The organism is Exiguobacterium sp. UBA1053 (assembly GCF_002316465.1).
In the GTDB taxonomy this organism is placed as follows: Bacteria; Bacillota; Bacilli; order Exiguobacteriales; family Exiguobacteriaceae; genus Exiguobacterium_A; species Exiguobacterium_A abrahamii.
In genome coordinates, this window is the sequence record NZ_DCDO01000003.1 from 396,244 (window position 1) to 411,661 (window position 15,418).

Sequence of the window (15,418 nt, forward strand, 5' to 3'; positions counted from 1 at the left end):
CTGTCTTCCTCCTTAAAAGAAATCCCTTCTATCTATCTCGTTCGATTAGTAGCGTTTTGAGAATCGGTTCCGAATCCAGATTGCAAGTGAGTTCATCGTCAAGAGGATGACCATTAAGACGATGATACCTGCCGCTGCAAGTCCTTGGAAATCTGCTTGCGGACGACTTGTCCAGTTGTAGATTTGAATCGGTAATGCTGTGAATTCTGAGAAAATACTTTCTGGCGCACGAGCAATGAAAATCGCAGCTCCGACCATGATGAGTGGTGCTGTCTCGCCAATCGCTCGAGATACGGCCAAGATGATCCCAGTGATGACACCCGGAAGTGACGCCGGAAGAACGACTTTGAATGTCGTTTGCCATTTCGAAGCACCGAGTGCAAGTGATGCATGACGCATCGCTTGTGGAACGGCACGGATTGCCTCTTGAGACGAGACAATGACGACCGGAAGACTCATCAATGCGAGTGTCAATGCTCCTGCAATCAATGTTGAACCGAAGCCCATGTTACGTACGAAGAACGTCAAACCAAGTAAACCGAAGACGATTGACGGAACACCAGCAAGGTTTGAGATGTTGACTTCGATGAATGAAGTCATCCGACTCTTTTTCGCGTACTCTTCTAGGTAAATCGCTGCCCCGACACCAATGATGAAAATCATCGGGATGATGAGGAGCATCAAGAAGATGGAGCCCATTAACGCCGGATAAATCCCGGCACGTTCCGAACGGCGTGATGGTGCATTTTGTAGAAACTCAAGTGATAACCATGATGCACCGTCACGGATGACGCCGAACAAGAGAATACCCAAGACGACGAGACCGAAGAACAGTCCAGCAAGGAAAATGACTTTTGTGACGTTGTTGACGACGAGTCGCTGGCTAATGGATTTCTTCACCGCGACCGGGTCAATGAATTTCTTTGAGACAGGTTGCTTTTCTGGTAAGGCCATCTTAGTACTCCTCTCTGAAGCGGCGTGTGATCCAGTTCGCAAGTAAGTTCATCACTAATGTGAAGACGAACAAGAGTGTACCAACCGCATAGATACTGTAATATTCGACAGTTCCAAATCCAGCATCACCTAAGGCGACCTGAACGATATACGCTGTCATCGTTTGGACTGGCTCGAGTGGATCGATCGCAGCTGTCGGATTCGAACCACCAGCAATCGTTACGATCATCGTCTCACCGATTGCCCGTGACATACCGAGTACGATCGATGCAATGATACCTGATAAGGCAGCTGGAACGACGACTTTCAATGCAACTTCAAGACGTGTCGAACCGAGTGCAAGCGCACCATCACGAATCTTTTTCGGAACAGAGCTCATCGCATCCTCAGAAATCGAAGCAATCATCGGAATGATCATGATTCCGACGACGATCCCCGGACTGAGCGCATTGTAAATTTGAATACCTGGAATCAATTTTACGAGTAATGGTGTGACGAACGTCAACGCGAAGAATCCGAAGACGATTGTTGGAACACCTGCTAACACTTCAAGAATTGGTTTTAAGATACGGCGTGCGCGGTCTGACGCGTACTCACTTAAATAAATCGCTGATGTGAGACCGATCGGCACGGCAACTAGCATCGCAATCACGGTAATCTCAAGCGTCCCGACGACAAGCGGCCAAATTCCATACTCTGGTTGTGAGTTGAGTGGATACCAGCTCGTACTGCCGAAGAATTCCTTGAACGGAACGACTTCGAAGAAGTGCTCTGTTTCAATGACTAACGTGAGAATGATGCCGATGGTCGTAACGACCGAGACGAACGCACAAAGGAATAACACGATCGGCATGACGCGTTCCATGACGTTTTTCATACTATATTTTTGCTGTCGGTTCTGTTGAATCAGCTCGCGAACCGATTTATTTTGTGTTGAACTCATCCTTCTTCACTCCCTACTCCTTCTTGACATGAGAACGGGACCCAACCGGTACAGACTTCCCCGGTTGGGCCATCCTCATGACTCGATGATTTATTTCATTGCGTCTTCAATTGCTTTTGCGTTTTCATCGTAACGATCTTGCGGCATTTTGATATATCCGACTTCTTCAGCAAGATCACCAGCGTTTTCGTTCGTGAACTGAACGAAGTCAGCGACTTGTTTTTTGTCTTTCATTGATTTGTTATTGATGTACGTGTAGATTTCACGTGACAGTGGATAAGAAAGATCTTTGATCGTTTCTGGTGTTGGATCGACTGCATCTTTTCCTTCCGCAGCAAGTGGTACTTCCTTCAACTTATCTTTGTTCTCTGCGTAGTACGCATATCCGAAGTATCCGATTGCGCCTTTCGTTCCTTCAACACCTTTGACGAGAACGTTATCGTCTTCTGATAATTGAACATCTTTACGCATATCTTTTTTCTCAAGTACTTCCTCAGAGAAGAAGTCGAATGTTCCTGAATCTTTCCCTGGGCTGAAGAATTTAAGTGGTTCAGCCGGATAAGAAGAATCGACATCTTTCCAAGTCTTGATGTTCGGGTCGAGCCAGATTTTCTCAAGTTGCTCCATTGTGAGCTCTTTTACCCATGTATTTTCTTTGCTGACTGCGACAGTCAAACCGTCATATGCGAGTGCCATTTTTGTGAATTCAATATTGTTCTTTTTCGCTTCAGCTGCTTCTTCTTCTTTAATTTCACGCGACGCGTTCGAAAGATCTGTTTCACCAACGACGAAGCGTTTGAATCCGCCACCTGTACCAGAGACACCGACTGTGACATCTACGTCAGGTTGTTCCATCGAATATTCTTCACCGACAGCTTCCATGATCGGGAAGACAGTAGAAGAACCGTCGATTGCGATTTTTCCTTTTAAATCAGATGAACTAGCAGAGCCGCCTTTATCGTTACCACATGCTGCCCCCACTACTGCAATTGATGCTACCGTTGTGATGAGTGCTGTTTTTTTCATCCAAGACATGATTAATTTTCCTCCTCGAAAGTATGTCGCTGACGATGCTACGACTTTTTATCCGTTTTCCTTACAAGACTTATACTACGGATGAACTATTAAAACGAAATGAATCCAACGTAAAAGAATTGTAAAGGCGTGTTTTTTAGTGTTTACAATTCGAAATCCATTAGAAAAAAAGGTCAATGCAAACAAAAAAACGAGAGTGATTGCTCACTCTCGTTTTTCATCTAGTTAATTTGGCTTAGTTTGCCACGGGATATCTTTGACATTAAAGTACGCTTTGACAAGATCGTGACCGATTTTTGAGTTGACGGTTTCTTGTTCCATATAAGGAAGGAACACGGCCCATGCCATCTCTGGATTATCGTACGGCGCCCAGCCAACAAGGTTCGAGTTCAATGAACGAACCGGTTGACCACTTCCGTCACGTAAGGCGATTCCATCATCACCATAGACACTGACCTGCGCTGTACCTGTTTTCGCAGCTGCATCAATACCGGTTTGTGCGATGATTTTTGCTGTACCACGTTCTCCCTTGACGACACGATGCAATCCTTCTCGGACATGATCAATGTTATCTTGACTGACTTCAATCCGATTCAGGTAATTCGTCTTAAAGCTATAATCAACTTGTTTCGTTCCTTTTTCAATCGAATTCGACGCGAGAACTTCTTTTAAGAAGTGCGGCTGAACACGATAGCCACCGTTGGCAAGTGTTGAAATATACTGTGCGACTTGTAGCGGTGTAAAAGCATCATACTGTCCGATGACTCGGTCCATGAGTAGCGTGACACGGTCAGGTGTCCCTTGAACACCTTTTGCTTCGTATGGCAAATCAACACCTGTCGTCACACCTAGTCCGAATTGACTGTAATAGTTTTGCATGATTGCCGCTGCGGCATCAACGCTCGCACCCGCAATCCCGTTGCTCGGATACTTCGCCATCCGCATCGCAATGTTGAACATATACACGTTTGATGAACGCTCAAGTGCCGTCAAGTCCGTGATTGCTCCCATATTGACGTACGATGCTTTTTTCGTACCCCCGATTGTGATCGGCGCATCATTGATGACTTCGTTTTGACGGATGACGCCCTCCTCAAGTCCCATCGCAACCGTTGCACCTTTGATCGTCGAACCGATCTGAAGGGACGTCAACACGTTATTGATTGCGACATCCGAAAACTTACCGGTTGCTGGATCCAGCTTTTGACCAGACATCGCAAGAATCTCACCAGTCTGTGGGTTCATGACGACGGCGTAACCTTCTTTTAGATAACGACTACCCATGCCACGCCCCATTTTAATCGCTTGTTGCATGATTTGGTCGACTTGTTTGTTGTACTCTGCATCCACGGTCAGAACGAGATCTTTACCGGACTCGCCTTCTTCGCGTTTTGGATCACCGACCGGCTCTCCATTGAACGTCTCATACACATCGTACGCGGGTTTCCCGCGCAGAAGATCTTCATACTGTTGTTCAAGGAATGATGTTCCGACACGGTCATTCAAGCTGTAACCTTTTGCTTTGAACTCCGCTTGTTGTTCTGCTGGAATCTTCGAATACTTCCCGAAGATGTTTCGAAGTGTTCCTTCATATGGATAAGAACGCTCATAGAACGGTTCCACCGATACACCTTTTAAATCTTCTAGATTTTCATCGATGATCGCCATCTCTTTTGCGGAAGCACCGAGTTTGACGAGTTGTGGATCAAGCGCATATCCGACTTCCATGTTGTGTTTGATCGCAATGACTTCCATCGTTTGATCGTCATAATCGATATCGTCTTTCGTAATCGCATCTAATCGGATTTGATCCTGTTCTGCGATTGATAGTTTACTTTGTGCTTCTGCTGAAGGATATTTCTGTTTGACGGCTTCTTGATAACGACGATCAGACTCTTTCGTGTTCGTCGCGATCCAGAAGTCCTTAATATCACGTTCTGTGACTTTCCAATCTTTTTTAGGCAAATCAATGATTGCCGCAAGGCGCTGTGCAATCTCAATGCGTTCATCGACTTTCGTCGTTTGTGCTCGACGGTAGACGATGGAGTATTTAGAAATCGTATCAACCAAAAGACGACCATCCCGGTCATAAATCTTTCCGCGTGGCACTTCATATTTTGATGCGATCATTTCTGTTTTTTGAACTTCCCGCGAAATTTTCTCACCATTGACGATTTGCACGACTCCTAAACGGAAAATCAAAATCGCAAACAATAAAAAAACGACGAAGAACATTAAATTCAGACGAAGCGGCAGATGATTACGCCGTCTTCCTCGTACGGTGATTCGTTTAGCCATGGCGTACTCCCCTATCGTTCAAAAGTCATCTTGTTTCATTATATAGAAGGAAACTTTCCATAACAACCTATCCCATCATTTTCCGCATTAAAAAAAGCGTATCGTTCACAATTGAACGATACGCTCGTTTTCACATTACTTCGCGTCAGCGTAAAGCTTCGCTACGTGATCCCAATCAACGACGTTGAAGAACGCATTGATGTAATCAGGACGACGGTTTTGATAGTTGAGATAGTATGCATGTTCCCAAACATCAAGACCGAGGATTGGCGTTTTGCCTTCCATGACTGGTGTATCTTGGTTTGGTGTCGAAACGACCGCCAATTTTCCACCGTCAACGATTAACCAAGCCCAACCTGAACCAAAACGAGTTGTTGCTGCTTTCGCGAATGCATCTTTGAATGCATCGAATGATCCGAATGCTTCGTCGATTGCTGTCGCGAGTTCGCCTGTTGGAGCAGCACCGTCGTTCTTCTTCAACAGTTTCCAGAAGAATGAGTGGTTCCAGTGACCGCCACCGTTGTTACGGACTGCAGTTTGAATGTTTGCTGGGAGAGCATCCAAGTTTTGAAGAAGTTCTTCAAGTGACTTTCCTTCATGTTCTGTACCCTCAAGCGCCGCATTCACGTTCGTGACATACGTGTTGTGGTGTTTCGTGTGGTGAATCTCCATCGTACGAGCATCGATATGTGGCTCAAGCGCATCATAAGCGTAGCCGAGTTCTGGTAATTCAAATTTTGACATGTTCATGTCCCCCTTTGTGCTATTTTCGAAAACTTCAATACCCTTTAAGACTAGCAAAAGAACCTGTGTTGACGCAAGTCAAGACCCTCGGATTTACTCGACTTCTCGCGGAGCAAAAACTGAGACACCACCACCTGGAACCGGGAAGACACCAAATCCTTCATCGTCGATCACGACAGGGTGATCTTGATGGTTCGTATAGTCGAACCATTCTTGACCTGCACGTTCTTCACCGACGAACATCCGTTTTTCACACATATCGGCATTCGACAATAAGACCGCACAGCCAGAGTTCTCGATTTCCTCAACTCCACGGCGAACCCAACCGACACAATGAGGATCATCGAGATAATCTTCTTGCTCACCATATGCTTTGTGATACCGTGCATAGAGTAAAGCATCGATCATTTCTTTTTTTCCTTCTACCGGATGTGGTCCTTGCACTCCATAATAGTCACCGTAGAAGACACATGGGTAACCGTCTTTACGAAGTAAAATCGCCGCGTAAGCGTGTTGTTTGAACCAGTCATCCACCCACGACTCAAGTGATTCCCCCGGTTGAGAATCGTGATTGTCGACGAACGTGACGGCATTCGTCGGGTGTGATTCGACAAGGGTGTCCGCAAACAACGTCGTCATATCAAAGTCCTGTCCCTGCTTCGAAGCTTCATGGAACTTGTAATGAAGCGGAACATCGAACAAATCGATCGTATAGTCGACGCTATCGAGGAAATGACGACAATCATCGAGATCTGATTTCCAGAACTCGCCGACCATATAGAAATCACCTTCACTTTTTTCAATCATTGATTTTGCGAATTCATGAACGAATTCATAGTTGATATGTTTGATGGCATCGAGTCGGAAACCTTGGCAATCAATTGTTTCTTGGAACCAATGTCCCCAGCGGATCATTTCTTCGCGGACTTCCGGGTGATTATAATCGATGTTCGCGAACATCAAATAGTCATAGTTTCCGAATTCATCATCTACTTGATCATTCCAATCTTTATTTTTACCGGAAATTTTAAAGACCCCCGTCTTTTCTTCACGGGCATCAAAATCCGTTCCATTGAAAAATTCATGTGTCCAGATGAAATCTGAATATTTTCCGTTACGTCCTGGGAACGTAAACTTCGTCCAAGCTTCGATTTCAAACTCTTCTGAAATTTCTTTCGAACGATCTTCTGGATGGACCTCGACGACATTGATCGTCTCGAGTTCATCGGCTGCTGCTTTATGGTTCATGACGACATCCGCGTAAACAGCGATATCGTTCTCACGAGCAACCTGGATCGCTTCGACGAGTTCATCTTTCGTACCGTATTTCGTACGGACCGTTCCTTTTTGATCAAATTCGCCTAAATCATAGACGTCATAGATGCCATATCCTGTATCTTCATCCGATTGACCTTTTGACGCCGGTGGAATCCACACGGACGTGATGCCGGCAGCACGTAATTCAGGCGCCCGCTCTTTCAAGCGTTGCCAGTGCTTCCCATCATTCTCTACATGCCACTCAAAAAACTGCATCATCGTATGGTTACGTTCCATCTCTCTTCGCTCTCCCTTAGTTACTATAGTATGAATATTATTACAATATCTTTACTATTCCCCGGGGGAACAAAAATAAACGCTTCCCGTTTTTCAACGAGAAGCGTTCTACTGAATGGACCCTGCAGGGCTCGAACCTGCGACCGGACGGTTATGAGCCGTCAGCTCTAACCAGCTGAGCTAAGGGTCCTTAAGTAATAGTAGCGGCGGAGGGAGTCGAACCCACGACCTCACGGGTATGAACCGTACGCTCTAGCCAGCTGAGCTACACCGCCATGATGTATGTTTCTTACTCTTACTAGATTACGAGATGTGGCGAAACTTGTCAATATGCTATTTCAAAAAAATAAACAGCTGATTTCATATTTTTGAAATCAGCTGTTATAAGAAAATCGTATTTCACTTAGTTCGTTAAAGCCGTCCGCTGTTCAAGGACGAGATCCGTGATGTTGACAGCGTGATCGCCAATTCGTTCGAGGTTCGACAAGAGATCGACAAAAATCATTCCTGCTTGTCCCGTACATTCGCCAGCGTTAACACGAAGGACATGATGCTTCCGGAATGATCGTTCGAGTGCATCAAGTTTGCCTTCGAGTTCCAGAACCTTACGAGCTCGTGTGACATCATCCTCTTCGACAGCGCGAACAGCACAATCGACGATTTCTTGCGTTAAGGCGTACATGTCATCAAGCTCTTGCTTCGCAGCTGATGTGAACTGAATTCGGTTGACGATTTGGAAATCGACCAATTCAACGATGTTTTCGACGTGGTCACCGATTCGTTCAAAATCATTGACGGCATGCATCAATAACGAATGATCATTTGATTCTCGTTCTGATAAATCATGTGCCGCTACTTTGACAAGGTAATTCGTGACTTCTGTGTTCAAGTGGTTGATTGCATATTCAATCTGCTCTGATTCTGAAACATCTTTCTTATCATGCGATTGCGTGTAACGGTGCGCTTTTGCAAGGGCGTCTTTCGAGAATTCTCCCATTCGCAATACTTCGAGTTTTGCATGATTTAATGCAAGTGCCGAAGATTGGTTCAAGATGTTCTGATCGAGATGACGCGGTTTCGAATCAATCGTCGTATCCGTACCCGGTACGATTTTTTGTACAAGCCATGCGATTTGTGCGATGAACCAACATTGAATCAACGTATTGACGACGTTGAATGTTCCGTGTGCAAAGGCAATTTGCATTTTCGGACCTAAATCAAGCGTTCCTGTGATCCACGTAATGAAGCTTGAGAAAATTGGTAATGCAATCAGGAACAATACTGTTCCGATGATGTTGAAAATGACGTGTGCTGCTGCTGTACGTCTTGCTGCAATCGACGCACCAAGTGCTGCAAGTACTGCTGTGATCGTCGTTCCGATGTTATCACCGAACAAGACCGGAAGTGCCGCTTTGATATCGATCATGCCGCCAGCGTACAACTCTTGTAAGATGCCGATCGTTGCTGACGACGACTGGACAAGAACAGTAAAGATCGTTCCGACGAATACACCAAGCAATGGGTTATCCGACATCGATACCGTCAACTCACGGAACCAGACGCTTGACTCGAGTGGAGCCATTCCGTCGCCCATCAATGTCAAACCATAGAACAATGCACCGAAGCCGAAGAAAATCTGTCCGATGTATTGAATCCGTTCTTTTTTAAAGAAGAAAATCAAGAAGGCTCCGAGCGCAATTGCCGGAAGCGCAGCTTCCTTGACGTTAAAGCCAATGATGAAGGCGGTAATCGTTGTTCCGATGTTTGCCCCCATGACGACTCCGATCGCTTGTCGTAAATTCATCAGACCCGCACTAACGAGTCCGACGACGATGACGGTCGTTCCTGACGAAGACTGAATCAGGACGGTTACGACGATACCCGCTAGGATACCTAGTAGTGGATTTGTCGTATATTTATCGAGGATATAACGTAATCGGTCTCCGGCTGTTTTTTGGAGCCCATCTCCCATATACTTAATACCGAATAGGAAAATTCCGAGTCCACCGATGAAGGTGAAAATCATTTCCTGCAAATCATAGTTCATCTTGCCAGCTCCTTTATTTCATGTGGATTGATGTGTTTGTAAAGTTTATTTTCTCAACTCCCCCATTATGTAAAGGTCTGTTGAACTTGTAAATAGTTTTTGAGACATCCGTTTGTTAAGGTTTTATTAATCTGTACCATCACACAAAAACCCTTTATCACCAATCAAAATTAAACAATTAAAATCTGTTATAAAACAGTAGAAAGAGTGATTCACTTGTCATTTTTACGTCAACTGATTAATTACTTACAAACTTCTTTAATTCCAAATCGTCCGTTTTTGCGTCTTCGTTTGGCAGATGTTTCCCTTTATTTTTGTGGATTAGCTTGGATTTCATTTTGGACGACGGTCATTGATTCCTTCTTTTTACAAAAAAACATCCCGATCATCGTTTGGTTCATCCTTCATTTCATCTTTATCGCAATCGCTGTATTACTTTACGTATTGTTTATGGCGTATCTAACGAAGGGGTTCGTCCGATTGTTACTTCCACGTCCGTGGGCGTATCGCCACACATTTCCTTACACGGTCGCAACGAATCTCTGGTCTTTCCCAATCGGTATGCTTCTATATCAACTCGATTATCTTCGCTTCGGAATCGGGATACTCGTAATCGGACACTTCGTCTACACATTAGTGCCATTATGGATTGCCCGTTCCTCGAAGCCGCGTTCTTCACGTAAACCTCAATGAGTATTAAAATCAGGCGTCCGACGGATTGACGGACGCCCTTCTTTCATTAAACAATTGTAAATGTTCAATTTTCGTTCTTGTTTCTCGATTTTTAGGGAATAGTTCGATATGATAGAAAAGGTAAACATAAACAATATGGCGGTATGCCACAAAAGGAGATTTTCGATATGCCGAAAATGGTCCATCGCTCTAAGACTCGTCCCGTTCGTGTAGGGGACCTTGTCATTGGTGGAAATAATGAAGTCATCATCCAAAGTATGACGACAACTAAAACACACGACGTCGAAGCGACAGTCGCTGAAATCCTACGCCTTGAAGAAGCTGGTTGCCAAATCGTCCGCGTCGCTTGTCCAGAAGAACGTGATGCGCTCGCACTTGCAGAAATCAAAAGCCGAATTAACATTCCGCTTGTCGTAGACATCCACTTCAACTATAAACTTGCGCTTATGGCAATCGAAGCTGGCGTCGATAAAATCCGGATCAACCCGGGTAACATCGGTCGCCGCGAAAAGGTCGAAGCCGTCGTTACAGCAGCAAAAGCGAAAAACATCCCAATCCGGATCGGGGTAAACGCCGGTTCACTTGAAAAGCATATTCTTGAAAAATATGGCTACCCAACTGCTCGTGGTATGGTCGAGAGTGCCTTGCACCACATTAAGATTCTCGAAGATCTCGACTTCCATGATATCATCGTCTCGCTTAAGGCATCAGACGTACAGTTGGCGCTTGAAGCGTATCAGCTCGCTTCTGAATCATTCGACTATCCACTTCACGTCGGGATTACGGAATCTGGTCCACTTCGCTCTGGTTCATTAAAATCAGCAGCGGGACTTGGCGCGATCTTGTCACGCGGAATCGGAAATACAGTTCGTGTATCTCTTTCAGCGGACCCTGTCGAAGAAGTAAAAGTCGCAAAAGAAGTCTTGAAATCATTTGGTCTCGCAGCGAACGCAGCGACATTGATCTCATGTCCAACATGTGGTCGGATCGAAATCGATTTAATGTCAATCGCTGCAGAAATCGAAGACTATATCGAAAACATCCAAGCGAACATCAAAGTTGCGGTTCTCGGATGTGCGGTCAACGGTCCTGGTGAAGCACGTGAAGCTGATATCGGTATCGCTGGTGCACGAAACGAAGGATTGTTATTCCGTCACGGAGAAATCATCCGTAAAGTACCGGAAGCAACGATGGTCGAAGAATTGAAGAAAGAGATCGATGCGATCGTTCTCGAAAAACAGGCTGAAAAAGAAGCCGAAAAAGCGAACCATGCATAAGTTGAAGACTCCTCCCTCGCGAGGAGTCTTTTTTCGTATCTCGATTTCGACTATGTTATACTAAGTGAAGAAAAATTTTTAGAACGTGGGTGACTGTAAATGAAAATTGGAATTGACATTGATGGAACGATCACACATCCATCCTCTTGCTTCACTTACATGAATAAATATCTCGGAACGTCGATTGACTTCAATCAGGCGTCCGAGTATGAATTGCATACGTACACCGATATGAATCAAATCGAATTTTGGGACTACATGGTGAACTCCGGTCACGAGACCGGCATTTATCGTGAATCCATCCCTCAAGAACATGTTCGCCACCACTTATGGAATTTGCGGAAGCAATATGACCTCCATTACGTAACAGCACGATCGGAGCTCGTTCGTCCTGTAACAGAAGAGTGGATCAAACAACACGAACTTCCTCTTGATTCCTTGATCATGACAGGATCACACGACAAAGTACAAGTCGTTCGTGATTTATCACTCGATTTATTCATGGAAGATCGATTAGAGAATGCTGTGCAGATCGCAGAAGACACATCGATTCCTGTAATCTTGTTCGACGCACCTTATAACCGTAAAGCCGTACCGAATAATGTCATTCGTGTCGCTTCATGGAATGAGGCCGTTCAAGAGATTCAAAAATTTGCACCGATTCGTTAAAACAGCCGATTAGGCTGTTTTTTCCATTTTTATGTCATTGCACGACTTGATATCGTACAATGACGATAGATTGAAACTTTGATATAGAAAGGGCTTCATGATGCTTGCGACAGTGAATATCTTTTTTATTAATATCTGTATTATTTTTCTCGTTTCTACGTTCACCTTTTACCTACTTCGTGATCGTTTGCCAATTCAACCTGACTCAAAAATATCTACTCGTCTCTATTTCGGACTTTCCAATGGTCTGACTGGCATTCTACTTATGCATAATGCAATCGACTTAAATGGAGCATTGATTGATTTACGGTTATTACCTCTCGCTTTGTCCGCTTTGTTCGGTGGTAATATCAGTATTGCCGTGACAGGATTGATGCTCTTGATCTACCGATTCGTGATTGATAGCGGAGATTCACTAGACGCTCTGTTTAGTTCCGTCATCACACTACTTGGATTTCTAGTACTTTCTTTTATTTGTCGTCGATTCATCAAACGGCAAGGGTACTTCTTTTCTGCCATCGTCACAGTCGGTTCCCTACTCGTACTCTCGCGATTGATTATGAGTAACTCCCCAGCGGATGCCTGGGGAACGATTTATATTCCATATTTCATTTTAACGATTGGTGGAGCTCTTTTGTTTTATCGTTTGTCTTCACTCCTTCAGCAACATTTTGTTCTTTATTCTTATCAATCCTACCTTGCTTCGACCGATCAATTGACGCGGCTCGCGAATCGCCATGTCATTTTAGAAAAAGTCACGACGCTCGAAAAGAGTACAGATTCTTGGGGAGTCATCTTGTTTGATTTGGATCACTTTAAGAATGTAAATGATACACATGGTCACGCGATCGGAGACGCTGTCTTGCGCCACTTTTCAATCTTATTGAACGAGTATTGTCCGGCACCCGTTACGGTCGGTCGATATGGTGGTGAAGAATTCATCGTCATCGTTCCAGACATTGAACGGCATCCTCCTGTCGTCCTAGCTGAAACAATCGTAACAGCCGTTCAGCAAACACCGTTCGTCATGCAAGATCATGCCGTATCCATTACGGTATCCGCAGGAATTGCTTATGCTCATCAACAACCAGCTGAAACAGTATTTAAGCAAGCGGATAGCGCTTTGTACGAAGCAAAAGCACAAGGACGAAATCAGTATCGCCTGTATCGATCAGAATGAATACTAAAAAGCCACTTTTCCTCCGAGCGATTCGGACTGAAGTGGCTTTTGTTGGTCAACGGACCGTTCCTTCATTCGTTTTTTGCAGTAGACAGATGATTTCTTCAAGTGATACCGGCTTAGCAAAGAAATAACCTTGGAATAGATGAATGCCGATTCCCTTGGCAATGCGTACTTCTTCTCCTGTCTCAACTCCTTCGACGATACATTCGACATGCATCGACTGGCTCAGTTGAAAAATCGACTCGAGGATGGATTGTCGTTTCTCCGATTCACCGATTTGTTCGATGAATTGCTTTGGAATCTTTAATTGACGTAACGGTAACAAACGCTCGAGAACATGATAGGACGCATGACCGGTTCCGAAATCATCGAGTGACAACGGGAAATCGAGCGTTTTGATTCGTTTGAGCGCTCGATGAATCGATTGGCTCTCGAAATCAAGTGACTGACTCTCTGTGATTTCAATTTTTATCTGTTGCGGTTTTAGGGCATACTTCAGTAGCGTTCGTTCGATGAACGGCATGAACGAATCACTTGTCAACTGGCGTGGTGATACGTTGACAGATAACGTAAACTCGTCTGGAACCAGATCGACCAATGCTTTGCGCGTCTTACAGCTTTCCTCAAAAATCCATTCTCCTAGACGAATGATTAAATCACTTTTTTCAGCAATCGGAATGAATACGGATGGTCGATCAGCTCCTTGTAACGGGGTCTTCCAGCGAACTAAGGCCTCAAGACCAATGAATTGCTCTGATTGAACATCGTATTGTAATTGATAGACCAGATGAAAATCCGTTTCGATGTTAGCTTGGGCTAGGGATTGTGCTGCTTTGACTCGTAATTCTTGATCCTTACGCCATTCTTGGTCAATACACATCACACGTTCGTTTTGTTGCGCTGCTTCTTGTAAGGCAGTCAATAATTGCTGCACCCGACGCTTTCGATTGTTGGTCGCCCCTTCGCCATTATCAATGACGATGGATATGTTGACATAGACATGATGCCCCTCGATTTCGTATGGTACAGAGATTTCTTGGCTCAATTCTTCCATCGCTTCCTTACACGCCACCTCGTCCGGCTTTTCCATGACGATCAATAACGTCCCTGCTTCAATCCGAGCAAAAGCTTGATAAGGAGGTAGTTGTCTCTTGAGTCGCTCGATACAGGCGCGTAGTACTTGTAACTGAATATCTTCTCCAAAATAACGTGCCAGCTCATAGTAGTTTTCTAAATGAATCCCGACAAAAATGAGCTGTTGTTCGGGTCTTGGAAAATCAATTTCGTTTAATCCTTGGCGATTCAAGACACCTGTTTCTTCATCACGTCGCGCCGTATCGTGTAATTGTATCGCAAGGTCATTTAACCGATTTAAATTGCGAATATGCAAGTGATTGATGACAAGCGCAATCGATACGCCAATCACAATCATGCCAATCCGTCCATAATGGTCCGTCGGATCAATTTCTACCGTCACGGTATCGGCATTCCACATGACATACAAACTAGTTGCGATGGCAATCACGATGGCGTACCACATCATGATTCGTTGATACGAGATTAAAGCGATCATCAAAAACAAAAAGCTACTTGCCCAAACGGTAACTGCCGCATAAGGTAAAAAGCTAATCGATGTAATCGGAACGACGAGCAACATCAAAGACAATAAGTGCGTTTGCAAAACGGTTTCCATTTTGCGACGACTAATATAAAAAATAAATAGACCCATGACGATTAAAAATGAAATGATGACAGAACGACTCAAATACGCATTCTTAATTGTCTCTTCTGTCGTCGTATAAATGATCAAAGCACCAACGAACATCATGAATAAGGCAAAATTTCCAATCCACCATTGTTGTTTCCGAACGATATCCTCGATGCTTTCCCCCTCCTTTCCGTCTGATTTTCCGTATAAAGGTTTCGACATCGCTTGATGATACTCCTGTCAAATGGAATGTGTCAATTCTTTCCTAAAAAGAAAAGTCTTCCCTCATACGTATCGTGGAAGACTTTTCTTT

The 15,418-nt window shown here is 44.5% G+C and carries 12 protein-coding genes and 2 tRNA genes; 4 read left to right on the forward strand and 10 right to left on the reverse strand.

Features of this window, described 5'->3' with window-relative positions:
• Window positions 1-45: 45 nt before the first annotated feature.
• From pstA to B3G15_RS03085, 9 genes are all read right to left on the reverse strand, one after another.
• Window positions 46-954: a phosphate ABC transporter permease PstA gene (gene pstA, locus B3G15_RS03045; RefSeq protein ID WP_029341063.1), complete on the reverse strand. Its 909-nt coding sequence runs from the start codon at window positions 952-954 to the stop codon at window positions 46-48.
• Window position 955: 1 nt separating this feature from the next.
• The gene (gene pstC, locus B3G15_RS03050; RefSeq protein WP_047396437.1) at window positions 956-1,897 is read right to left on the reverse strand and encodes a phosphate ABC transporter permease subunit PstC; all 942 of its coding nucleotides are present in this window, start codon (window positions 1,895-1,897) and stop codon (window positions 956-958) included.
• Window positions 1,898-1,987: 90 nt separating this feature from the next.
• Window positions 1,988-2,932, reverse strand: a complete 945-nt coding sequence (locus tag B3G15_RS03055) for a PstS family phosphate ABC transporter substrate-binding protein (protein WP_214728095.1) — start codon at window positions 2,930-2,932, stop codon at window positions 1,988-1,990.
• 225 nt (window positions 2,933-3,157) lie between these two features.
• Window positions 3,158-5,230 (reverse strand): peptidoglycan D,D-transpeptidase FtsI family protein, encoded by a 2,073-nt coding sequence (locus B3G15_RS03060; RefSeq protein WP_290715535.1) that lies wholly within the window; start codon window positions 5,228-5,230, stop codon window positions 3,158-3,160.
• 135 nt (window positions 5,231-5,365) lie between these two features.
• Window positions 5,366-5,974: a superoxide dismutase gene (locus B3G15_RS03065; RefSeq protein ID WP_064300301.1), complete on the reverse strand. Its 609-nt coding sequence runs from the start codon at window positions 5,972-5,974 to the stop codon at window positions 5,366-5,368.
• Window positions 5,975-6,067: 93 nt separating this feature from the next.
• Window positions 6,068-7,528, reverse strand: coding sequence for an alpha-amylase (locus B3G15_RS03070; protein ID WP_023467536.1), 1,461 nt, complete (start codon window positions 7,526-7,528; stop codon window positions 6,068-6,070).
• A gap of 116 nt (window positions 7,529-7,644) precedes the next feature.
• A tRNA-Ile gene (locus B3G15_RS03075) sits at window positions 7,645-7,718 on the reverse strand.
• 11 nt (window positions 7,719-7,729) lie between these two features.
• A tRNA-Met gene (locus B3G15_RS03080) sits at window positions 7,730-7,803 on the reverse strand.
• Window positions 7,804-7,931: 128 nt separating this feature from the next.
• Window positions 7,932-9,575: a Na/Pi cotransporter family protein gene (locus tag B3G15_RS03085; RefSeq protein WP_064300303.1), complete on the reverse strand. Its 1,644-nt coding sequence runs from the start codon at window positions 9,573-9,575 to the stop codon at window positions 7,932-7,934.
• A 207-nt stretch (window positions 9,576-9,782) separates the two neighbouring features.
• On the opposite strand from B3G15_RS03085, the gene B3G15_RS03090 reads away from it, so the two are divergent.
• The 4 genes from B3G15_RS03090 (at window position 9,783) to B3G15_RS03105 (ending at window position 13,394) form a co-directional block, all read left to right on the forward strand.
• Window positions 9,783-10,268: a hypothetical protein gene (locus tag B3G15_RS03090; RefSeq protein ID WP_215148143.1), complete on the forward strand. Its 486-nt coding sequence runs from the start codon at window positions 9,783-9,785 to the stop codon at window positions 10,266-10,268.
• Between the two features lie 167 nt (window positions 10,269-10,435).
• Window positions 10,436-11,545, forward strand: a complete 1,110-nt coding sequence (gene ispG / locus B3G15_RS03095; RefSeq protein WP_023467533.1) for a flavodoxin-dependent (E)-4-hydroxy-3-methylbut-2-enyl-diphosphate synthase — start codon at window positions 10,436-10,438, stop codon at window positions 11,543-11,545.
• 99 nt (window positions 11,546-11,644) lie between these two features.
• Complete coding sequence (locus B3G15_RS03100; protein WP_231884699.1) at window positions 11,645-12,214, forward strand: 5' nucleotidase, NT5C type; 570 nt, start codon at window positions 11,645-11,647, stop codon at window positions 12,212-12,214.
• 100 nt (window positions 12,215-12,314) lie between these two features.
• The gene (locus B3G15_RS03105; RefSeq protein ID WP_230088826.1) at window positions 12,315-13,394 is read left to right on the forward strand and encodes a GGDEF domain-containing protein; all 1,080 of its coding nucleotides are present in this window, start codon (window positions 12,315-12,317) and stop codon (window positions 13,392-13,394) included.
• Window positions 13,395-13,449: 55 nt separating this feature from the next.
• On the opposite strand, the gene B3G15_RS03110 is transcribed toward B3G15_RS03105, so the two are convergent.
• A complete protein-coding gene (locus tag B3G15_RS03110; protein ID WP_290715549.1) occupies window positions 13,450-15,327 on the reverse strand; it encodes an EAL domain-containing protein in 1,878 nt (625 codons plus the stop codon).
• Window positions 15,328-15,418: the final 91 nt, after the last annotated feature.